Below are 21,082 nucleotides of genomic sequence, written 5' to 3'. Positions count from 1 at the left end.
ATGAGCAACCAAATCAAACCTGTTCGGGGCCGTGTCATGCGCCAGGCGAGTCGTTATGTGATCGTGGGCCTGTTGACGCTCGGCGCCGCCTGGTCGAGCGCCGCAGCGGCTGCCACCAGCACCCTGAAGGCGATCAGCTACGACACGCTGCCCGGTGGCCGCGTGGAGCTGCATCTGAACTTCGCCCAGGGTCCGGTGCCCGAGCCCAAGATCTTCACCACCGGCAATCCGCCGCGCATCGCGGTCGATTTTGCCGACACCGACAACGCGGCTCCACGTCACATCGACATCGGCAAGGGGGCCGCCACTGGCGTGTCGGCCGTGTCGGCGGGCGGTCGTACCCGTGTGGTCATCGAGTTGGTGCGCGACTCCACCTACCGGTCTCGCGTGGAAGGCAACAGCCTGGTGCTTACCGTGAACAACGGCACCGATGCGGCGACCACCACCACGGCGGCCACCATCGATCCGTCCAAGGCGCTGCCATCGGCGGCCAACGGTCCGTCGGTGTCCAACATCGACTTCCGCCGCGGTCCCAATGGCGAAGGCCGCGTGCTGATCGATTTCAGCGCGCCCGGCGCCAATGCCGACATGAAGCGCCAGGGCGACAAGGTGTTGATCGACATCGATCACGCCAACCTGCCCAGCAACCTCGCCCAGCGCCTGGATGTGCTCGATTTCGCCACGCCGGTGCAGTCCATCACCACCAAGGCCGGCGTGCGCGGTGGTGTGCATCTGGAAGTCGCCGTCAAGGGCGCGGTGGATACCTCGGCGTACCAGAGCGGCAACCAGTACGTGGTCGAGGTGGCACCCAAGAAGAAGGACGACAAGGCCGATGCGAAGCTCGGCAAGACTCAGGAGCCGGTCTATACCGGTAACCGCGTCACCTTCAATTTCCAGGATATCCCGGTGCGTTCGGCCCTGCAGTTGCTGGCCGATATCTCTGGCCTGAACCTGGTCGCTTCCGACACGGTGGGTGGCAGCGTCACGCTGCGCCTGGTCAATGTGCCGTGGGATCAGGCCCTGGACGTGGTGCTGCGCGCCAAGAGCCTGGACAAGCGCCGCAACGGTAACGTGATCTGGATTGCGCCGCAGGAAGAACTGGCCAAGTACGAGCAGAGCATTGCCGACGCCCGCATCAAGGCGGAAGACAACGCCGAGCTGGTCACCGACTACGTGCCGATCAGCTATGGCAAGGCCAAGGACATCGCCAAGCTGCTGACCCAGGGCAGTCTGACGGGCATCGGCGGCGGCGGCGGAGCCGCAGCCGGTTCGCGCGGTTTCCTCTCCACGCGCGGCAGCGTTTCGTTCGACGAGCGCACCAATACCCTGCTGATTAACGACAACCCGCAGAAGATCCGCGAGTTGCGTGAGCTGATTACCGTGTTGGATCGCCCGGTGCAGCAGGTGCTGATCGAGTCGCGCATCGTCATCGCCACCGATAACTTCACCCGCGAGCTGGGCGCCAAGTTCGGCGTACAGGCCAAGCGCACCAACCCGAGCGGCCAGGTGATCTCGACCGGCGGCACGGACCAGGGCAACGGCACGGTCACCGGCACGAATGTGAACCTGCCTGCATCGGGTGCTGCCGGTAGCCTGGGTCTGGCCATCCTTGGCAAGAACTACGCGCTGGATCTGGAGTTGTCCGCCGCACAGACCGAAGGTCGTGGTGAAGTAATCTCCAGCCCCCGCGTGATTACCGCCAACCAGCAGGAAGCGGTGATTCGCCAGGGTCAGGAGATCGGCTACGTCACCTACCAGAACAGCACCACCGGTGCGGCCGGCAGCGGCACGGCCACGGTGCAGTTCAAGGACGCGGTGCTGGAGCTCAAGGTTACGCCGACCATCACCGCGGATAACCGCGTGTACCTGATGATCAACGTCAAGAAGGACGCGCTGGCCTCGTTCATCACCGTACCGGGCAGCGGCCAGGTGCCGCAGATCGATACTCGTGAGATCAACACCTCGGTGCTGGTCGACAACGGGCAGACCGTGGTGCTGGGTGGTATCTACGAGATCACCAAGCAGAATACCGCGACCAAGGTGCCGGGCCTGGGCGATATCCCGGGTATCGGCATCCTGTTCCGCAATACCTCGCGTGAGAGCGACAAGGCTGAGCTGCTGATCTTCGTCACCCCGCGCATCCTGAGCGACAGCCTGCAGTAATCCGGGGCTGGGGCAGTATGGGAGAAGGGCGGCCTCGGCCGCCCTTTTTCTTTGCTCGGTTCAACGGCCGCCACCGGCCAGAAGTCACGGGGACTAAACTTCCGGAGCGCTTTAAGGTCTGTGGTTACGCACGACTCCGAGATGGACCCAACGATGGATATGCCCCAAGCCCTCCCCACCCCGCGCCTGCAGCAGGCGTTCCTTGATGTCCGCGATGAACTGCGGCGCAGCGTCATCGGGCAGCCCCACCTGATCGATTGCCTGCTGGTGGCCTTGCTGGCTGATGGCCATCTGCTGGTCGAAGGCGCACCCGGCCTGGCCAAGACCACCGTCGTCAAGGCTTTGGCTGCCTATATCGAGGCGGATTTTCACCGCGTACAGTTCACTCCAGATCTGCTGCCCGCCGATCTCACCGGCACCGACGTTTTCCGCCCGCAAGCGGGCAGTTTCGAATTCGAGCGAGGGCCGCTGTTTCATAACATCGTGCTCGCCGACGAAATCAATCGCGCGCCGGCGAAGGTGCAGTCCGCCTTGCTGGAGGCCATGGCCGAGCGACAGATCACCGTGGGACGCAGCACCTGGCGTCTGCCAGAGCTGTTCATGGTGATGGCGACGCAGAACCCGATCGAGCAGGAAGGCACGTTCGCCTTGCCCGAGGCGCAGCTCGACCGCTTCGTCATGCATGTGACCATCGGTTATCCCGATGCCGAAGCCGAGCTAGCCATTCTCGCCCTGGCGCGCGAGCAGGCACGACGCAGTCTTCATCCCGTATCGCCTGTGCGCCCGGTGCTCACTCAGGCCGATGTGTTCGATGCCCGTGATGCCGTGCTTGCCGTGCACATGGCGCCGGCACTGGAGGAATATCTGGCGCAGCTGGTGCTCGCCACACGCCATGCCGAAGCCTACGGGGCCGAGCTCAAGCGCTGGATTGCCTGGGGCGCAAGCCCGCGCGGCACCATTGCGCTGGATCGCTGTGCACGCGCGCATGCGTGGCTGGCCGGTCGCGATTACGTACTGCCGGAAGACATCCATGCCATCGCCCACGAAGTGCTGCGGCATCGTGTACTGCTCAGCTATGAGGCGGAAGCGGAGGGCGTGCGCAGCGATCAAGTGATTCGCCGAGTGCTGGATCTCGTGCCGCTACCGTGAACGCCGTCGTGAATCCTGTTTTCGCCGGCGACGGGCGCACGCGCCCTCAACTCGCTGAACTGGTCGCTTTGCGCAGCCGTGTCGCCAAAGCGGCATTGCCGCGCCTGGAAAGCCACGCCGCGCGTGCGGGTGCGCAATCCAGTCGTTTGTACGGACGTGGCATGGACTACGCCGAATCGCGCATCTACCAACCAGGCGATGACGTGCGTCGGCTCGACTGGCGTTTGACCGCGCGCAGTGGTCGTTTGCACACCAAACTGTTTCAGGAAGAGCGCGAAGGACGCTTGTTGATCCTGCTCGATACCAACCAAAGTATGCGCTTTGGTACGCGTGTGCGGTTCAAGTCGGTGCAGGCGGCGCGCGCCGCCGCCCTGGCCGCGTGGTACGTGGTGCGCGCGGGCGAGCGTGTGGGTTTGATGGAATTTGGTTGCGTCGACCGCTTGTTGCGTCCCGACGCCGGTCCGCGTGGCGCGTTGGCGGTATGCGGTGCGCTGTCCGATGGGGGCGCCGACCGGATGCGTGAACGCGGCGAATCTCTCTCCGATGCGCTGTCGCGCGCGCATCGGCTGATGCATGGCGCCAATCGCGTCTTGCTGATCAGCGATGGCTTGGAGGCCGACGATGCGGCCAAGGGCCGCCTGCTCGACCTCACCCGCAAGGCGGGCGTGCGCGTGCTGGTGGTGGCCGATGCGCTCGAGCTCAGCCTGCCTCCGCCGGGTCGGTACCCGCTGGAGCACGAAGGCGAGCGGCGCGAAGTGGCATTGTTTGGCGAGCGCCAGCGTCGCGAGTTCCAACAGCGGCTGGGCGCCGGTCAGGCGCGTTTGAACGCGATGGCCCAGAGCCTGGGCATTCCTCATCGCACAATCGACACTACGGCAGATCCACTGGATGCCATTCTGGCTTTATTGGCACCGGGCGTGCGGCGATGAGTACGCCTGCCAGCGCCGCCTCCGTCGCGCCCGGTCCCGAACTGCGCGATATCCACCTGCCGCCCGCCCCCGCATGGTGGCCGCCGGCCCCCGGTTGGTGGGCCTTGGCCTTTCTTCTGTTAGTGGCGTTGGGCATCAGTGTCTGGCTGTGGCGGCGGCGACGTCGGCAGCGCGCGGACGAGCATGCCGTGCTGCTTGAGCTGGACGCGCTGATGCAGCGCTGGCGGGATCAGCCTGCCAAGCTCGCTGCCGCCCTGCATCAGTTGCTGCGCCGCGTAGCGCTTCGCTATGACGCCAGTGCTGGTCAGCGTCAGGGTGTGGCCTGGCGAGAGACGCTGGCGCAGGTGCCGGTGACTACCGCAACCCTCGACCAGTTGATGACGATTGAGCAGGCGATGTACCGGCCCGATGTGGTGCTGGACGTCGACGCCGTGGTGACGGCGACTCGCCAGTGGCTTCGCGCAGCCTGGCGTCACGCGAAAGCTGGCGCATCGGCATCGTCGCCGCGCGCGCGACAGGAGCCCGGACGTGCCTGAGTTCGCCTGGCCTTGGGTCTTTCTGATGCTGCCACTGCCGTGGCTGGTGCGTCGCATTTGGCGCGCCGCTTCGCCAGGGCAAGCCCTGCATTTACCGCATCCTGGCTTGCATCTGGCGACAGCGCGGGGAGAGCGTGCGGGAACCTGGCGCACTGTATTGCTGACCTTGGCGTGGCTGGGGCTGCTTGCGGCGGCAGCGCGTCCACAATGGGTAGGGCCGCCGCAGGCGCAACAGCGCAGCGGGCGGGCGATGCTGCTGGCCGTGGATTTGTCCGGCAGCATGCGTACCGATGATATGCATTTGGGTGGCCAGCCGGTCAGCCGCTTTGGGGCGGTGGAAGCGATCGCCGGCGACTTCATTGCGCGCCGCAGTGGCGATGAAATGGGGCTGGTGCTGTTCGGTAGTCGCGCCTTCCTGGTGACGCCATTGACCTACGACCTCAATGCGGTGCGCGCGCAATTGCAGGGTGCCGCCGTGGGTCTGGCCGGCACCGAGACGGCCATCGGCGATGCGATTGCGGTAGCGGTCAAGCGATTGGCCAGCCTGCCGGAGCAAGCACGCGTGGTGGTGCTGTTGACGGACGGCGTCAACAACGCGGGCAGCATGGCGCCCTTGGAAGCCGCTCGTGCGGCGAAGGCCGCCGGTGTGCGCCTCTACACCATTGGCATTGGTGCGACGGAAATGCGCGTGCCTGACTTGTTCGGGACTCGCGTGATCAATCCATCGGCCGACCTGGACGAAGGCATGCTGCGCAATCTTGCACAGCAGACGGGGGGGCGCTACTTCCGCGCGACGGATGCCAGCGAGTTGGCCGATGCGTATCGCGCCGTCGATGCGTTGGAGCCGATTTCACAACAAGGGCCATCGCTGCGTCCCCGCCACGAGTTGTTCCGCTGGCCGCTGGCGTTGTCGGCATTGGCATGGCTGCTGGCGATGGCGCCGCGCCCGCGTCGCAAGGAGGCGCGGGCATGATCGCGACATGGCAGCAGTTCCATTTCCTGCGTCCGCTGTGGCTCTTGGCCTTGCTGGCGCTGCCGGTGTTGGTGGCCTTCGCCTTGCGACGCAACGGTGAGCGCGAGGCCCTCACCCGCCTGGTAGACCCTGAGCTGCTGCCGCATCTGCTGCAAGGGCGGGCTGTCCATCGACGCGCGCCCGCCTTGTGGTTCGCCCTGGGTTGGTTGTTGGCCGTGCTCGCCATGGCGGGACCTACCTGGAGTCGCGTGACGCAGCCGTTGTACGCGCAGCGTGCGGCGCAGGTGGTGGCGCTGTCTTTGTCGCAGCATATGCTGGCGCGCGATGTAGCGCCCAGTCGACTCGATCGCGCGCGCTACAAGGCGCGCGATCTGCTAGCCGCCAATCACGATGGGCTCAATGCGCTGGTCGCTTATGCCGGCGAGGCTTTCGTGGTGGCGCCGCTCACCTCGGATGCCGCCAGCCTGCACGATCTGCTGGAAGCGCTGGCGCCCGACACCATGCCGGTGGATGGCAACAATGCGGCGCGGGCGATCGAGCGCAGCGTCGCATTGATCCAGGGCGCGAAAGTCGGCGGCGGCTCCCTGGTGCTGGTGACCGACGATGTCGATGAGGCCGCACTCGCGGCGGCGCGCAAAGCGAATGCCGCGGGTGTGCGCGTGTCGGTGCTTGGTGTGGGCACGACGCAAGGCGGCCCGGTGCCGCTCGGTGCGGAAGGTTTCCTGCGTGATAGTCACGGCGACATGGTGATGGCCGCGCGCGATGATGCGGCACTACGCGCATTGGCGGATGCCGGTGGCGGCGTCTATGTCGCCATGCGTGATGACCATGCCGACATCGATGCCTTGCACGGTCTGTTGCGCAACGAAGGGCATCCCTTGTTGGCCACGGATCAGCAAGGGGATGACTGGCAGGATCGTGGGCCGTGGCTATTGCTGCCGCTGCTTCCGCTGGTCGCGTTGTCATTCCGACGTGGCTGGTTGGCGTTGCTGCCGCTGGTGCTGCTGCCTTGCCTGCCGAATGCAGCGCATGCCAGCGCCTGGAGCGATCTGTGGCAGCGTCCCGACCAGCAGGCCGACGCGGCATTGCGCGCCGGCCACGCGAAGCAAGCCCAGCAACTGGCGCGCGACCCCGCGTTGCGGGGCGCCGCAGCGTACCGCGCGGGTGACTACGCGGCAGCGGCGGAGGCCCTGCGTCAGGTGCCGGGCAGCGATGCCGCCTACAACCTGGGTAACGCGCTGGCTCGGCGTGGAGACTATCAGGGCGCGTTAGAAGCGTACGACCGCGTGCTTAAGGCCGATCCTGCCAACGCCGATGCACGCGCCAACCACAAGGCTGTCGAGGATTGGCTGCATCGCCAGCAACAGCAGAACGGCGGTGCACAGAACGACCCGAGCAAGGGTGGGCAGGGCGCTTCCAGCACGCCGCCGGACAACGCGCAAGGCAAGCAGGGTCAGCAGGGCGACAAGGACGCGCAGCAGAAGCAGGAGGAAGGCAAGCCATCCGCCGACGCGCATGGCGACAACCAGGGCGCCGGTAACCGTCAGCAGGCTTCACCATCGCCCGCCGACAAGAACGAGGCCAGTGCGGGCACGCAGCCCAAGACGCCCGAACAGCAGGCGGCGGAGCGCGCGCGGGAAGCCCAGGCTCAGCAGGCGCTGCAGAAGGAGATGGATCAGGCCTTGGGCAAGTCGTCCTCTTCGCGCGCCCCCGCCCGGCACGACCTGGGGGCCATTCAAACCGACGATGCACAGGCGCGCCTGCCCGCCGAAGTGCGCCAGGCGTTGCAGCGTGTACCGGATGATCCGGGCGCACTTTTGCGTCGCAAGTTCGATCTTGAATATCGCCAGCGCCACGGCGGCGTGAGCGCAGAGGATGATTCGCCGTGAAGTCTCGTTCCTTACTACTCCTGCTTTGGGTGCTGCTTGCACTGAGTCCGTTGGCGACGCTGGCCGCTGAGGTGCAGGCCACGCTTGATCGCACGCGTGCCGAGCTGGGCGAAACCGTCACACTCAATCTGCGCGTGAACGGTGCCGGCATGGTGCAACCGCCGGACCTTAGCGCGCTATCGCAGGACTTCGCCGTATTGGGCAGTTCCAGCAACACCAGCATCAGCATCATCAACGGCAGGCGCTCGGCGCAGCTCACCGTGGGCGTGGCCTTGCGCCCCTTGCATGTCGGCGCGCTCACCGTTCCGGCGTTGTCGTTTGCCGGCGGTACCACCGCGCCGCTGCAGCTGGAGGTGGTTGCACCCGATCCCGCGGCGGCGGCGGCAGGCAGTAAAGACGTCTTTCTCGAAGCGATGGTGGATACGCCATCGGTCTACGTGGGCCAGCAGTTGATCTACACCGTACGGCTGTATTTCGCCACGGACCTTACCAATGGTGCGCTGGAAGACCCGCAACTGGCGGGCGCGGATGTGCGCCGCCTTGGCAACGAGACCAATTATCAGGCGGAGCGTGGCGGCCGGCGTTTCAACGTGATCGAGCGACGTTACGCGCTTACGCCGCAACGCGAAGGCCATCTGACCATTCCCTCGGTGGCCTTCCAGGGCGACATGGTGGACATGGCCGACCCGGACTCTTTCTTTGGTCATGCCACGCCGGTGTCCACGTCCTCACCGCCGGTCGCTATCGACGTGCGCCCGGCCGCGATAAAGGACCCCAACGTCGCGTGGCTGCCGGCGCGCGAGCTCAGCCTCAAGCTGGATGGTGGGCCGGGCCAGGGCGTCCTGCGCGTAGGTCAGCCGCTCAATCTGGTAATGAGCGTTCAGGCGAGCGGTCTGCCCTACGAGGCCTTGCCCGCGTTGAGCTTGCCCACGATCGATGGTGCAACCGTGTATCCGGACAAGCCTGTCAATGGCACGCGCGTGGATGGACAGTGGTTGCAGGGCAGTCGTCAGCAGGGCTTCGCCGTGGTGCCTGGCCAGCCGGGCACCTTGAGCATTCCGGAAACGACGCTGCGCTGGTGGAACGTGGTGACCGACAAACCCGAGATCGCCACCATCCCGGCACGAACCTTCACGGTGCTTCCGGCGCTGGGCAAGGCCGCGACGCCGGCGTCGACGCAGCCCGAGCCAGTCGCCGCGCCGCAACCGCCTGCGGCGATTCCGGCGGCTTCCACCGACAGCCTGCCTTGGCGTTGGTTGGCGCTGGGGAGTTTTGGCCTATGGTTGATCAGCGCCCTGTGGTGGTGGCTGCGGCGCCAACGGCCGTCCGTCACGGTTCGCACGCCTGCAACGGCACCTAATGCGAGCGAGGCGCGAGCCATCTTCCTGGCCGCGGCGCAGGGCGGCGATGTGGCGGCGCAGGCATCCACGCTGCTGGCTTGGGCGCGGACCGAGCGACCCGCGCTGCAGAACCTGGGGGAGCTGGCGCAAGCGCTGGCGGCCATGCCGCAGGTGGAGGCCATTGCCGCGCTTCAGCGTAAACACTACGCCGGCGCCGACGCACCCGCGCTGGGCGAGCAGTTGGCGGCGGCGTTCCGCGCTGGCTTTATGTGGCGTAGCGCGGGCGCGACAGGAGAGGCCTCACCGTTGGCACCGCTGTATCCATTCAAGGTGGAGCGTTGAGTGCGCCCTGCCAGATCGCGGCCATGGATGGGCTAAAGCAGCACAGCAGCATGCGCATGGCGGGAGCGTCGCCCCCCGCCGATTGCAAACTACCCAGCGCCACGGGGGCGGCCAGCTCGGGCGGGTAGCCGAAAACCCCGCAGCTGATAGCGGGAAAGGCGATTGAGCGCAGGCCATGTTCGATCGCCAGCGCTACGCTTTGCCGATAGCAGCGGGCCAGCAAGCGTGGCTCGTCGTGGTCCCCGCCGCGCCATACCGGGCCGACCGTGTGGATCACATAGCGAGCCGGCAGTGCGAAGCCCGGGGTGATGCGCGCCTCGCCGGTGGGGCAGCGCACGCCTGCCGGGTGCTGGGGCAGGGCGCGGCACGCCGCGAGCAGCTCGGGACCGGCGGCACGATGGATGGCGCCGTCGACTCCGCCGCCGCCAAGCAGGGTGGAGTTGGCAGCGTTGACGATCGCCTCTACGCTGAGCCGAGTGATATCGGCGACGACGATCTCGATCGACATGGCACTGGCTCTAAAGATGTGGCTTTCGCAAGTATTTGCGACATATGCTTGACCCTACATTTGGCCCGCCTGGACCGACTCCGCATCTATGACTAAGGCAGAAGACATTTCCTTCGGCTACCTCCTCAACGACGTGACCTTGCTGTTCCGCAAGCACTTCGACAGACGAGCCGTGAAATTCGGGTTGACCCGTGCGCAATGGCGGGCCACCAAAATGCTGTATTACCGCGAAGGGTTGCGCCAGACGGAGCTGGCCGAACTGCTCGAGATGGAACCCATCGCGGTGGGACGCGTGATCGATCGCCTGCAAGCCGCCGGCTTCGTCGAGCGACGCCACGATCCCAAGGATCGCCGTGCCTGGCGCCTCTATGTCACCGATCAGGCTCGCGCCGTCATCGCCGACATGGAACAGATCGCCAAGGGCTTGCGCAAGGACGCCACGCGCGGCATCGAAGTGGCCGATCTGCAGCAGGCGCTCGATGTCATGAATCGCCTCAAGGAAAACCTGCAGGCGCTGGACGGCCCGGTGTCGCTGGACGACGAGGACGTCTGAGTCGCTCGCGGCGCCACCTGCCGCATAGCGATGCTTTTGCCAAGTGCTGTCGGTCGTGCCGGGGAGGCGCAACCGCTGCTTCACAATGGCCGGTGCAACGCACCGGGGTGAGGCAAGGTGCAGTGTCGGTCCGCATGGCTTGCGGAGCCGGCGATGGGGCTGCGCGCCAACACTGAATCGGCGCGCGGCCTGCGGTCGATGGTCGGAGAAAACATGCAGCGTTCGTCCCGTAAGAAAGTCGTGTTGCTTGCGGCCGTGCTTGTCGCGGTCGTGGTGGCGCTCCCGTTGTTTCGTGGCGGCGAGCGCGCCGCCGCCAAGAGTCCCGTCGCGCCCGCCGAGGTGCCGGTGAAAGTGGCCAATGCGCATCGCGGCGACCTGGAGCTCACGCTCAAGGTGATCGGTCGCGCCGAGGCCTTTTCCACGGTCAACGTGCAGGCACGCGTGAGCGGGCAATTGCAGGCGCTGCTGTTCAAGCCCGGTGGGCGCGTGAAAAAGGGCGATACCATCGTGCGCATCGATCCCAGCCTGCTGCAGGCGCAGCTGGACCAGGCGCAGGGCAACCTCGCCAAGGATCAGGCACAGCTGGATAACGCGCGCACCGTGCTCAAGCGCTATCAACCGCTATTGGGCAAGGGCTATGTGGCGCAGTCCGACTACGACACCTATAAGGCCAACGAAGGCATCTATGCCGCTTCGGTCAAGGCGGATCAGGCGGCCGTGGAACTCGCCCGCACGCAGGTGAGCTATGCGCAGATCCAGGCGCCATTCGATAGCCTGGCCGGCGCGCCGCTGGTGTATCCCGGCGCGCAGGTCAACGCCAACGACACCTCGATTGTGGTGCTGAACCAACTGCGCCCGATTCACCTGACCTTCGCCATTCCCGAAACTGCGCTGGCCGATCTCAAGGCGAGCATGGCGCGCGGTGCAGTGCCGGTAACAGCGAGTGTGCCGGGTACCAAGGCGCCGCCGATGTCGGCCGAACTGGATTTCATCAATAACGCCGTGGATGCCGGTACCGGGACCATCCAGTTGAAGGCGCGTTACGCCAACGACGACGACCGCCTTACGCCCGGCCAGTTCGTGGAGGTGGTCTTGCCCACCACGCGTCTGGCCGACGTGGTGACCGTGCCGGTGGTTGCTCTGCAGAATTCGCCGCTTGGCAGCTTTGTATTCGTGGTGAATGCCGATGGCACGGTGCAGCAGCGCATGGTGACGGCCGGCCCCAGCAGCGGCGCACAGATCGTGATCGAGAAGGGGCTGGCCGGCACCGAGCACGTCGTCACCGACGGCCAGCTATTGCTGGCGGACGGCACGCGCGTGCGCATAGTCACCGACCCGAGCTGAGTGGCGGAGCCTAGCCTATGAATCTACCCGCCCTGTGCATCCAGCGGCCGGTGATGACCACGCTGTTGATGGTGGCGTTGCTGGTGTTCGGTATCGCCGCTTATCCCAAGCTGCCGGTCAACGAACTGCCCAACGTCGACTTTCCCACCATCACGGTCAATGCCAGCTTGCCAGGTGCGGCGCCGGAGACCATGGCGACCGCGGTTGCCACGCCGCTGGAGAATCAGCTCTCGACCGTCGCCGGCATCCAGTCGATGACCTCGACCAGCGCGCTCGGCTCTACATCGATCACGCTCACCTTCGAGCTGGATCGCAGCATCGATGGCGCGGCGCAGGACGTGCAGGCGGCGATTTCCTCGGCTCAGCGCCAGCTGCCCACCAACATGCCCACGCCGCCGACCTTCCGTAAGGTCAATCCGGCCGATGCGCCCATTCTGTTCCTTACCCTGCGTTCGGCCACGCAGCCGCTGTCGGTGGTCGACGACTACGCCGAAACGCAGCTGGCGCAGCGCCTGTCGATGATCGATGGCGTCGCTCAGGTGAGCGTCTACGGCGCGCAGAAGTACGCCGTGCGCATCAGCGTGGACCCGCAGAAGCTGGCCGCCAATGGCATCGGCATCGATACCGTGCAGAACGCCATTGCCGATGCCAACGTCAACCTCGCCACCGGTTCGCTCAACGGCAATCGCCAGTTGCTGTCGATCCGTTCGGACGGCCAATTGCAGCGCGCCGAGCGCTACAACCACATCATCGTCGCCTACCGCAACGGCGCCCCGGTGCGTTTGGCAGACCTTGGCAAGGCCGAGGACAGCGTGCAGAACGACCAGGTCGCCAGTTGGTACAACGGCGAGCGCGCCATTGTGCTGGCAATCCAGCGCCAGCCGGGGTCCAACACGGTGGCCACCATCGACCGCATTCGCGCGGTGCTTCCCAGCTTCGAGGCGACCTTGCCGCCATCGATCAAGCTGGCGGTGCTGTATGACCGCTCCGAGTCGATCCGCGCCTCGGTGGAGGACGTGCAGTTGACCCTGCTGCTGGCCGGTGTGCTGGTGGTGTTGGTGATCTACCTGTTCCTCGGCAATGCCTCGGCTACGCTGATTCCTGGCCTGGCATTGCCGGTATCGATCGTAGGCACTTTTGGCGCCATGTTTGCGCTGGGCTACAGCCTGGACAACCTCTCACTGCTGGCGCTGACCCTGGTGGTCGGTTTTGTGGTGGACGACGCGATCGTGATGCTGGAGAACATCGTGCGCCATGTCGAGGACGGCATGGACCCATACGAGGCTTCGCTCAAGGGTGCCAGCGAAATCGGCTTTACCATCTTCTCCATGACCCTGTCGCTGGTGGCTGTGTTCCTGCCAGTGATGTTCATGGGCGGCATCGTGGGGCGTTTGTTCCACGAGTTCGCGGTGACGCTGAGCGTGGCGATCCTGATTTCGGGTTTCGTTTCCATCACGCTCACGCCCATGCTGTGCAGCCGCTTCCTGCGCCACGCGGAACATGAAAAAAAGGCGCGTGTGGTGTTGTGGTTCGACCGTGGCTTCGAACGGGTACGCCAGGGTTATGCCACTACCCTGGGCTGGGCGGTATCGCACCCGCGCACCATCCTGGGCGTGTTCTTCGGCAGCCTGCTGCTCACCGGCCTGTTGTTTGTGGTGGTGGACAAGGATTTCATTCCCGCGGGCGATTCGGGTCAGCTCAACGTGAATGTGGAAGGCCCGGATGACACCTCGGTCAAGGGCATGGCGGTACGCCAGCAGGCCTTGGCCAAGATCGTCGAGGCCGATCCGAATATCGAGGGCTACATGTCGTCGGTGGGCAGTGGCGGCGCGCGTACCACCACCAACAACGGCTCGATCCTGCTGCGCCTCAAGCCGGCCAGCGAGCGCTCGCTCGATCCCAATGGCATCATTCAGGAGTTGCGCGCCAAATTTGCGCAGGTGCCCGGCCTTCGTGCCTATATCCAGAACCCACCGTCGCTGCAGGTCGGCGGTCGCCAATCCAAGGCGCAGTACCAATACACACTGCAGTCGATCGATACCGATGCACTGTATGGCTGGTCGGGCAAGGTCATCGACGCCTTCAGCAAGCTGCCGGGTTTCCAGGACGTGACCAGCGATCTGGATCTCAACGGTCCGTCGGTGGTGGTCAACGTCAACCGCGACAAGCTCGCCACACTGGGCTTGACCATGGAGCAGGTGCAGACGGCGCTGGGGTCGGCCTTCGGGGCAAATCAAATTTCCACCATCTACGGCGCGTCGGCGCAGTACTGGGTGATCCTGCAGGTGTATTACGCGCTGCAGAACGATATGGACGTGCTGTCCCAACTCTATGTCACCTCCAGCACGGGCACCCTGGTGCCGCTGAATGCCGTGGCGGATTTCGAACGCAAGCCGCAGGCACTCACGGTCAATCACCAGGGCCAGATTCCGGCCGTCACGGTGTCGTTCAACCTGGCGCCTGGCGTGAGCCTGAGCGAGGCGGTGTCGCGCATCGATGGCGCCATGAGGCAGCTCAACTTGCCGCCGTCGATCACCGGTAGCGTGCAGGGCACGGCACAGGCGTTTCAGGACTCCATGCGCGGCATGGGCGTGCTGCTGGTGTTGGCTTTGTTCGTGATCTACCTGGTGCTGGGCATTCTCTACGAGAGCTTCATTCACCCGCTGACCATTCTCTCGGGCCTGCCATCGGCGGGTGTGGGTGCGCTGCTGACGCTGATGCTCTTCCGCGCGCCGTTGGATCTATTCTCCTTCGTGGGCATTGTGATGCTGATCGGCATCGTGAAGAAGAACGCGATCATGATGATCGACTTTGCGCTGGAAAAGCAGCGCAACGAGGGCGTATCGCCGGCTGCCGCCATCGTGGAGGCCTGCCATGTGCGCTTCCGCCCGATCATGATGACCACCATGGCGGCCTTCGCTGGCACCTTGCCGATTGCGCTGGGCCTGGGGGCGGGCGCGGAAACCCGCCGTCCGCTGGGCCTGGCGGTGGTGGGCGGCCTGCTGGTATCGCAGGTGCTCACCTTGTACCTCACGCCGGTGATCTATCTGTACCTGGATCGCTTGAATGCGCGGTTCTCGCGCAAGCCTTCGTCCGTGATGAGTCCGGTATCGCCCTGAGGGGGCGTCGCATGCGGACAAAAAAAAGGCGGCCTGGGGGCCGCCTTTTTTCATGCCGCAGCGATCAGTCTTCTGCGCCGTCGCTCTTGAAGGCATTCGGCGCGGAGCCGAAGTCGCCGTTGGCCTGCGCAGCCATGTACGAGAAGGCTGCATACACCGCCACGTTCTGCGCCAGTTCCTTGGGATCGATCTTGTCGAGCGTGTCGTTGGCGGTGTGGTGATAGTCGAAATAGTCGGTGCCGTCCTGCGTCAGGCTGAGTGCCGCCATACCCTTGGCATGCATCTGCGAGAGGTCGGAGCCGCCGCCGCCGGGCTTGCTGGCGTCGTAGTCCACGCCGATGGGCGCTACTACCTTGGCGATCTGCTCGATGGCGCCACGTGCCTCGGGCTTCACGCTGGCGGTCATGCGCCAGATCTTGCGCGCGCCAAAGTCCGACTCGGTACCGAGCTGGAACCTGGACACCTCCGATGCGTGCTTGTCGGCGTAGGCGCGGCCGCCCCAAAGGCCCATTTCCTCGTTGGCGAAGGCGATTACCCGAATGGTGCGATCCGGACGCTGCGGCAGGTCATGGATGAGCTTGCCCGCGGCCATGGCAATGGCGACACCCGAGGCATCGTCAATCGCGCCCGTGCCTGGGTCCCACGAATCGAGGTGACCGCCAATGGCCACCACCTGTTCGGGATGCTTCTTGCCGGTGATCTCGCCGATCACATTGGCGCCGGTATAGGTGCCGGTGATGCCGCAATCGAGCTCCAGCTTGATGCTGACCGGCTTGCCGTAAGCCAGTACGCGGGTGAGCTGATCGGCATCCGGGTTGGACAGTGCGGCGGCGGGGATGGCGTCCTTGGCATCCTTGAAGCCGGTCACGCCGGTATGCGGGGTGCGGCTGTTGGCGTCGGTACCGGCCGAGCGCAGCAGGAAGCCCGCAGCGCCCATCCTGGAGGCGATCACCGGGCCGCCTACGCGCACCGATGAGCCGATGGCGTAATCGTGGCCGTCCTTGTGGCGCTCCATATGAGCGTCCACGTACACAATCTTGCCCTTGACCGTGGCCGGGTCGGCCTTCTTCAGCGCGTCGAGGCTGTCAAAGCGCACCACTTCCGCGGTGAGGCCGCCCTTGGGGGTGCCGGCCGAATAGCCCAGCGCGATCAGGTCCAGCGCCTGCGGGAAGGGCGCCACGATCTCCGCGTGCTCGCTGCGGCGTTCCCATAATGGGTAGGTCACCGTTTCGGTATAGACCTTGTCGTAGCCCAGCTCCTTGAACTTGGCGATGGCCCACTCACGACCGCGTGCGTCGGCCGGGCTGCCGGCCAGGCGGGCGCCCACTTCGGTGGTAAGCGATTCCACGATCTGGTAGCCCGTGTTGTCGCCCATGGCCTTGTCGCGCAGCTGTTCGGCCGTCTTTACGGCTGCGGCGGGAATGGTGGTCTGGCTGGCGGCGTTGGCCGTGCCGATGGCAAGCATCAGGCTGGCAGCAAGCAGGGAAAGAGGCAGGCGACGCATCGGGGACTCCTTGGGCGGAAACCTCGATTATGGACTGCCGCTAGGCCTACGCTTAGGCCAGAAGTCATGAAACCCGGACACCAAGGCGGCGTCCGGGCCGAAGGCCTTGTTACGGCTTGCTTTTAAGCAGGTCGCGAATTTCGGTGAGCAGCACCACGTCGGCCGGCGGTGCCGCGGGTGCGGCTTCCTGGCGACGGCTGAGCTTGTTGATGGCCTTGACCACCAGGAAGATCGCAAAGGCGATGATGATGAACTGGATCATCGTGTTGATGAAGCTGCCGTAGCCGATGGCCACTTCGGCGACCTTGTGCGCCGGGTCGCTGTTGTCGGCGGCCTTGAGCACCCACTTCATCTGCGAAAAATCGATGCCACCGGTGAGCATGCCGATCGGCGGCATGATGATCTGGTCAACCAAGGAGGTGACGATCTTGCCGAACGCACCGCCGATGACCACACCGACGGCCAGATCGATCACGTTGCCACGCATGGCGAATTCTTTGAACTCTTTCAGCATGCTCATGCTTTCACTCCCTCGATTTGATTGGCGAGGGGAACTTTAGCGCAGGCGGCCCAAGGCGCGACAGGCGTGGCGCCATCGCGCATCGGCGCAAGTTCAGGCGACGCGACCGTCCAGCGTTGCCACGCCGGCCAGTTCGGCGTGGAAGCGGTCGCCGCGATGCAGCGCCGAGACGCCGGCCGGGGTGCCGGTGAAGATCAGGTCGCCGGCTTTCAGCTCGAACAGGGTCGAGAGAATGGCGATGATCTCGGCTACGCCATGCACCATGTCGCCGAGCCGACCCTGTTGGCGCAGCTCACCGTTGATACTGAGTGTCAGCGTGGTGTCAGCATCCAGCGATGCGTCCGCCGCGGGGCGTAGCGCCGAGACCGGGGCGGAGTGGTCGAAGGCCTTGGCCACGTCCCATGGATGCGCCTTGGCCTTGGCCACGGCCTGCAGATCGCGGCGGGTCAGGTCCAGGCCCACGCCGTAGCCCCAAATGAGCGAAGCGGCCTGGTCGACCGGGATGTCCCGTCCGCCCGCGCCGAGCGCCACCACCATTTCGATCTCGTGATGCAGATCATGCGTGGCCTGCGGGTAGGGCACGTCGGCACCGTCGGTGACCACCGCATCGGCGGGTTTGCAGAAGAACAGCGGCGTGTCCTTGTCCACGGTAGCGCCCATTTCGCGGGCGTGTTCGGCGTAGTTGCGGCCGATGCAGAAGATGCGGCGGACCGGAAAACGCTGCTCGCTGCCAACGATCGGCAGGCTCGGAAGGCGGGGGGGCGTAATGGCGTATGACATGGTCGGCAAGCCTAGCATCTGGCGGGGCCGGAGCGATTCCCTGTCGCGTCAGCTTTTTTTGGTGGACGCTTGCAGTACAACCGGCCGGCGGCCGTGGGTCATCGTGTCGCCGCCCGAAAGCGCGGGTCCATCGGATGACAGCTGTCATCGCCAATGGCTGATGCAGCGCCCTGTCCGGTACATGCCCGCTCCATCATCGTGTGCCATATCGGATCACCGGCGGGGCCGGCAGGGAGTGGCTGTGGCGAATGCGGATCTTCTAAAAGAACTGCGCATCGAGAAGCACCAGCGCGAGGAACACGGCGGAGGTCCAGGGCGCTGGCTGTGGATCGTCGGCGGCGTGCTTGGCGTGGTGTTGCTGGTGGGTCTGGGTGTCTGGTGGGGCGCGGGCAAACGCGCCATGGTGGTGCAGACGGCGCAGGCGCAGCCGGCCGCGTCCAACGCATCGGCCGGCGCCGTGCTGCAAGCCACCGGTTACGTCACCGCGCGCCGGCAGGCTACCGTCTCCGCCCAGATCACTGGCACGCTTACCCAGGTGTTGATCGAAGAAGGCGATCACGTCAAACAGGGCCAGATCGTGGCCCGTCTTGATGATGCGCAATACAAGGCAGCCCTGGACGCCGCCCGCACCCAGGCGGCCGCCGCGCATGCCCTGGTGGCGCAGTACAGCTCGCAACTGGCTCAGAACGAACGCGATGCCGTGCGTGCCGAAACCTTGGCCAAGCGTGGATTGGTAACCGAGCAAAGCGCCGAGCAGGCGCGCACCCAGGTCGATGCCACGCGTGCCCAGTTGATTTCTCAGCGACGCACGGCCGATTCGGCTGATGCGCAGGTGGCCGTGGCGCAGGTCAATTTCGACTACTGCGTGATCCGCGCCCCGTTCGACGGCGTGATTACCACCAAGGACGCGCAGATCGGCGAAATCGTCTCGCCGTTTTCGGCCGGCGGCGGCTTTACCCGCACGGGCGTGGGCACCGTGGTGGACATGGATTCGCTGGAAGTGGACGTGGACGTCAACGAGGCCTATATCGGCCGCGTGAAGCCCGGCATGCCGGCCGAGGCCGTGCTGGATGCCTACCCGGACTGGAAGATCCCCGCGCACGTCATCGCCATCGTGCCCGCCGCCGACCGCGGCAAGGCCACGGTGAAAGTGCGCGTGGCGCTGGAGAACAAGGACGCACGTATCGTGCCCGACATGGGCGTGCGCGTGTCCTTCCTCGAACAGAAGAACGCCAGCGTCAGCACGGCGCCGCTGCAAGGCGTACTGGTGCCGGCCACCACGCTGGTGGAGCGCGAGGGGCACACCGTGGTGTTCATCGTGACCAATGACACCGCGCACCAGCGCGCGGTATCGCCTGCGGCGGGTGGGCAGGGTGAGTTGCGTCTGCTGCCGTCGGGCGTGGAGGCAGGCGACACCCTGGTGATCGCCCCACCGGCTGAGCTGCACGACGGCATGCGCGTGGAACAGGCAGGCAAATCCAAGGAATAGGCGGTTGTTCGACCGCCAGGCGTGATCGGGTGCATCGCACGGCGCGATGCGTAGCGAACGATTCGGGAGCACTGAGCATGGGCACGTTGATCGAAACCCGCGACCTCTCCAAGGTCTACCAACGCGGCAAGCAGAAGGTAGAGGTGTTGCATCACATCAACCTGGATATCGCCGAAGGCGACTTCCTGGCGCTGATGGGCCCTTCGGGCTCCGGCAAAACCACCTTGCTCAACCTGATCGGCGGCCTGGATACGCCCACCGGCGGCGGCATCACCGTCGCCGGTCAGCGCCTGGACCAGCTCAGCGGGGGCGCGCTGGCCAAGTGGCGCGCGTCGCACGTGGGCTTCGTGTTCCAGTTCTACAACCTGATGCCGACGCTTTCGGCGCAGCGCAACGTGGAACTGCCCTTGCTGCTGACCAAGTTGTCGGCGGCGCAGCGACGCAAGAATGCAGGCATCGCGCTACAACTGGTGGGCCTGGACGACCGCGCCACGCACAAACCCAGCGAGTTGTCGGGCGGCCAGCAGCAGCGTGTGGCGATTGCCCGGGCCATCGTGTCTGACCCCACCTTGCTGGTGTGCGATGAGCCCACCGGTGACCTGGATCGTCAGTCCGCCGAGGAGGTGCTGGGACTGCTGCGTGTGCTCAACCGCGAGCACGGCAAGACCATCGTCATGGTCACGCACGATCCCAAGGCGGCCGAGTACGCCAATCACACCCTGCATCTGGACAAGGGCACGCTGGTCGAACAGGCACTGGCGTGAGGAGGCGGCGATGAAATATCTCCATCTCATCTGGGCGGCGCTATTCCGGCGCAAAGCCCGCACGGTGCTCACCCTGGTGTCGATCATCGCCGCGTTCCTTTTGTTCGGCATGCTCGACGCGGTGCGCACTTCGTTCAATCAGGCCGGGCAGAGCGCCAACGGTGCGCAACGGCTGCAAACCGGCTCCAAGCTCTCTTTCATCCAGACCTTGCCGCAATCGCTGGAGTCGCAGATTGCGCAGGTGCCGGGTGTGAAACTGGTGACCTATGCCAACTGGTTCGGCGGCGCCTATCAGGACCCGCACAACCAGGTTTTCAGCTTTGCGGTGGAGCCCAACTACATCGATCTCTACCCGGAGATCGACGTGAGCGCGGCCGAGCGCAAGGCCTTCGACGATACGCGTACCGGCGTGCTGGTGGGCGAGAAGCTGGCCAAGCGCTTCAACTGGAAAGTGGGCGACAAGATTCCGCTGCAATCGACCATCTTCCCCAATCGCCAAGGCAGCAAGAACTGGACCTTCGACGTGGTGGGCATCTTGCACTCCAAGGACAAGAAGGCCGGTGGCTTCTTCGACCAGATGCTCCTGCTGCATTGGAAATACTTCGATGAAACCACGCCGTTCAATCGCGGCCAGGTGGGCTGGTACGTCACCCGCGTCACGGACGTAAATCAGGCTGACCGCGTGGCCAAGGCCATCGATGCCATTTCCGCCAACTCCGATCACGAGACACGCACGCAGACCGAGCAGGCCGCGACCGCGAGCTGGATGAAGCAGCTCGCTGATATCGGCCTGATCGTGGGCTCCATCATGGGTGCGGTGTTCTTCACCCTGCTATTGCTCTCGGGCAACACCATGATGCAGGCCGTGCGTGAGCGCACGAGTGAGCTGGCGGTGCTCAAGACGATTGGCTTTTCCAATCACGCCGTGCTTGCCATCGTGCTGGCCGAGTCGGTGCTCTTGCTGCTGCTGGGCGGTGTGATTGGGCTGGGGCTCGCCTCGCTCATCGTGCCAATCGTCGGCGCGGGCAGCGGCGGCATGTTGAACCTGCCGCCAGTGGGCGCCAACAGCTGGTTGCTTGGCCTGACGCTGATGATCCTGATCGGCCTGCTGGTGGGTGTGTTGCCCGCGCTGCGCGCCATGCGCCTGAACATCGTCGACGCCCTGGCCGGACGCTGAGGA

17 protein-coding genes are annotated in these 21,082 nt (G+C 65.2%); 13 read left to right on the top strand and 4 right to left on the bottom strand.

Features of this window, described 5'->3' with window-relative positions:
- The 7 genes from JHD67_RS11725 to JHD67_RS11695 all read left to right on the top strand — a co-directional run bounded on the left by JHD67_RS11725 (window position 1) and on the right by JHD67_RS11695 (window position 9,321).
- Window positions 1–2,163, top strand: coding sequence for a type IV pilus secretin PilQ (locus JHD67_RS11725; protein WP_233171828.1), 2,163 nt, complete (start codon window positions 1–3; stop codon window positions 2,161–2,163).
- Window positions 2,164–2,316: 153 nt separating this feature from the next.
- A complete protein-coding gene (locus tag JHD67_RS11720) occupies window positions 2,317–3,312 on the top strand; it encodes a MoxR family ATPase (protein WP_199099363.1) in 996 nt (331 codons plus the stop codon).
- The gene (locus JHD67_RS11715; protein WP_199099362.1) at window positions 3,309–4,241 is read left to right on the top strand and encodes a DUF58 domain-containing protein; all 933 of its coding nucleotides are present in this window, start codon (window positions 3,309–3,311) and stop codon (window positions 4,239–4,241) included. Before JHD67_RS11720 ends, JHD67_RS11715 begins: the two co-directional genes overlap by 4 nt.
- A complete protein-coding gene (locus tag JHD67_RS11710; protein WP_199099361.1) occupies window positions 4,238–4,777 on the top strand; it encodes a DUF4381 family protein in 540 nt (179 codons plus the stop codon). Before JHD67_RS11715 ends, JHD67_RS11710 begins: the two co-directional genes overlap by 4 nt.
- The gene (locus tag JHD67_RS11705; RefSeq protein ID WP_199099360.1) at window positions 4,770–5,750 is read left to right on the top strand and encodes a VWA domain-containing protein; all 981 of its coding nucleotides are present in this window, start codon (window positions 4,770–4,772) and stop codon (window positions 5,748–5,750) included. The genes JHD67_RS11710 and JHD67_RS11705 overlap by 8 nt, the downstream gene beginning before the upstream one ends.
- A complete protein-coding gene (locus tag JHD67_RS11700; RefSeq protein ID WP_199099359.1) occupies window positions 5,747–7,639 on the top strand; it encodes a VWA domain-containing protein in 1,893 nt (630 codons plus the stop codon). Before JHD67_RS11705 ends, JHD67_RS11700 begins: the two co-directional genes overlap by 4 nt.
- Window positions 7,636–9,321: a BatD family protein gene (locus JHD67_RS11695; RefSeq protein WP_199099358.1), complete on the top strand. Its 1,686-nt coding sequence runs from the start codon at window positions 7,636–7,638 to the stop codon at window positions 9,319–9,321. Before JHD67_RS11700 ends, JHD67_RS11695 begins: the two co-directional genes overlap by 4 nt.
- On the opposite strand, the gene JHD67_RS11690 is transcribed toward JHD67_RS11695, so the two are convergent.
- Window positions 9,305–9,829, bottom strand: coding sequence for an O-acetyl-ADP-ribose deacetylase (locus JHD67_RS11690; RefSeq protein WP_199099357.1), 525 nt, complete (start codon window positions 9,827–9,829; stop codon window positions 9,305–9,307). The two genes, JHD67_RS11695 and JHD67_RS11690, sit on opposite strands and share 17 nt — an antisense overlap.
- An 88-nt stretch (window positions 9,830–9,917) precedes the next feature.
- Between JHD67_RS11690 and JHD67_RS11685 the strand changes: the two genes are divergently transcribed.
- From JHD67_RS11685 to JHD67_RS11675, 3 genes are all read left to right on the top strand, one after another.
- On the top strand, window positions 9,918–10,382 hold the full coding sequence (locus tag JHD67_RS11685) for a MarR family transcriptional regulator (RefSeq protein WP_199099356.1): 465 nt from the start codon (window positions 9,918–9,920) through the stop codon (window positions 10,380–10,382).
- Window positions 10,383–10,595: 213 nt separating this feature from the next.
- Window positions 10,596–11,726: an efflux RND transporter periplasmic adaptor subunit gene (locus JHD67_RS11680; protein ID WP_199099355.1), complete on the top strand. Its 1,131-nt coding sequence runs from the start codon at window positions 10,596–10,598 to the stop codon at window positions 11,724–11,726.
- Window positions 11,727–11,743: 17 nt separating this feature from the next.
- The gene (locus tag JHD67_RS11675) at window positions 11,744–14,845 is read left to right on the top strand and encodes an efflux RND transporter permease subunit (protein WP_199099354.1); all 3,102 of its coding nucleotides are present in this window, start codon (window positions 11,744–11,746) and stop codon (window positions 14,843–14,845) included.
- 64 nt (window positions 14,846–14,909) lie between these two features.
- Here JHD67_RS11675 and JHD67_RS11670 read toward each other — a convergent pair whose 3' ends face one another.
- The 3 genes from JHD67_RS11670 to JHD67_RS11660 all read right to left on the bottom strand — a co-directional run bounded on the left by JHD67_RS11670 (window position 14,910) and on the right by JHD67_RS11660 (window position 17,649).
- Complete coding sequence (locus JHD67_RS11670) at window positions 14,910–16,349, bottom strand: M20/M25/M40 family metallo-hydrolase (RefSeq protein ID WP_199099353.1); 1,440 nt, start codon at window positions 16,347–16,349, stop codon at window positions 14,910–14,912.
- 109 nt (window positions 16,350–16,458) lie between these two features.
- On the bottom strand, window positions 16,459–16,869 hold the full coding sequence (mscL, locus tag JHD67_RS11665; RefSeq protein WP_199099352.1) for a large-conductance mechanosensitive channel protein MscL: 411 nt from the start codon (window positions 16,867–16,869) through the stop codon (window positions 16,459–16,461).
- 93 nt (window positions 16,870–16,962) lie between these two features.
- On the bottom strand, window positions 16,963–17,649 hold the full coding sequence (locus tag JHD67_RS11660; RefSeq protein ID WP_199099351.1) for a fumarylacetoacetate hydrolase family protein: 687 nt from the start codon (window positions 17,647–17,649) through the stop codon (window positions 16,963–16,965).
- Window positions 17,650–17,890: 241 nt separating this feature from the next.
- Between JHD67_RS11660 and JHD67_RS11655 the strand changes: the two genes are divergently transcribed.
- From JHD67_RS11655 to JHD67_RS11645, 3 genes are all read left to right on the top strand, one after another.
- Window positions 17,891–19,138 (top strand): efflux RND transporter periplasmic adaptor subunit, encoded by a 1,248-nt coding sequence (locus tag JHD67_RS11655; protein WP_343214352.1) that lies wholly within the window; start codon window positions 17,891–17,893, stop codon window positions 19,136–19,138.
- Window positions 19,139–19,215: 77 nt separating this feature from the next.
- A complete protein-coding gene (locus tag JHD67_RS11650; protein WP_199099349.1) occupies window positions 19,216–19,902 on the top strand; it encodes an ABC transporter ATP-binding protein in 687 nt (228 codons plus the stop codon).
- A 10-nt stretch (window positions 19,903–19,912) separates the two neighbouring features.
- Window positions 19,913–21,079 carry an ABC transporter permease gene (locus JHD67_RS11645; RefSeq protein ID WP_199099348.1) on the top strand — a complete coding sequence of 389 codons (1,167 nt, stop codon included), beginning with the start codon at window positions 19,913–19,915 and terminating at the stop codon, window positions 21,077–21,079.
- Window positions 21,080–21,082 lie beyond the last annotated feature (3 nt).

Source organism: Dyella sp. ASV21 (assembly GCF_016428975.1).
Lineage (GTDB): Bacteria > Pseudomonadota > Gammaproteobacteria > Xanthomonadales > Rhodanobacteraceae > Dyella.
Note: the sequence above shows the minus strand (reverse complement) of the source record. Positions and strands in the feature narration are given on the sequence as shown.

What these genes read in the sequence shown, in the direction of transcription:
- JHD67_RS11725 (WP_233171828.1), top strand. Translation starts at nt 1, where the DNA reads ATGAGCAACCAAATCAAACCTGTTCGGGGCCGTGTCATGCGCCAGGCG.
- JHD67_RS11720 (WP_199099363.1), top strand. Translation starts at nt 2,317, where the DNA reads ATGGATATGCCCCAAGCCCTCCCCACCCCGCGCCTGCAGCAGGCGTTC.
- JHD67_RS11710 (WP_199099361.1), top strand. Translation starts at nt 4,238, where the DNA reads ATGAGTACGCCTGCCAGCGCCGCCTCCGTCGCGCCCGGTCCCGAACTG.
- JHD67_RS11700 (WP_199099359.1), top strand. Translation starts at nt 5,747, where the DNA reads ATGATCGCGACATGGCAGCAGTTCCATTTCCTGCGTCCGCTGTGGCTC.
- JHD67_RS11690 (WP_199099357.1), bottom strand. Translation starts at nt 9,829, where the DNA reads ATGTCGATCGAGATCGTCGTCGCCGATATCACTCGGCTCAGCGTAGAG.
- JHD67_RS11685 (WP_199099356.1), top strand. Translation starts at nt 9,918, where the DNA reads ATGACTAAGGCAGAAGACATTTCCTTCGGCTACCTCCTCAACGACGTG.
- JHD67_RS11680 (WP_199099355.1), top strand. Translation starts at nt 10,596, where the DNA reads ATGCAGCGTTCGTCCCGTAAGAAAGTCGTGTTGCTTGCGGCCGTGCTT.
- JHD67_RS11675 (WP_199099354.1), top strand. Translation starts at nt 11,744, where the DNA reads ATGAATCTACCCGCCCTGTGCATCCAGCGGCCGGTGATGACCACGCTG.
- JHD67_RS11670 (WP_199099353.1), bottom strand. Translation starts at nt 16,349, where the DNA reads ATGCGTCGCCTGCCTCTTTCCCTGCTTGCTGCCAGCCTGATGCTTGCC.
- mscL (WP_199099352.1), bottom strand. Translation starts at nt 16,869, where the DNA reads ATGAGCATGCTGAAAGAGTTCAAAGAATTCGCCATGCGTGGCAACGTG.
- JHD67_RS11660 (WP_199099351.1), bottom strand. Translation starts at nt 17,649, where the DNA reads ATGTCATACGCCATTACGCCCCCCCGCCTTCCGAGCCTGCCGATCGTT.
- JHD67_RS11650 (WP_199099349.1), top strand. Translation starts at nt 19,216, where the DNA reads ATGGGCACGTTGATCGAAACCCGCGACCTCTCCAAGGTCTACCAACGC.
- JHD67_RS11645 (WP_199099348.1), top strand. Translation starts at nt 19,913, where the DNA reads ATGAAATATCTCCATCTCATCTGGGCGGCGCTATTCCGGCGCAAAGCC.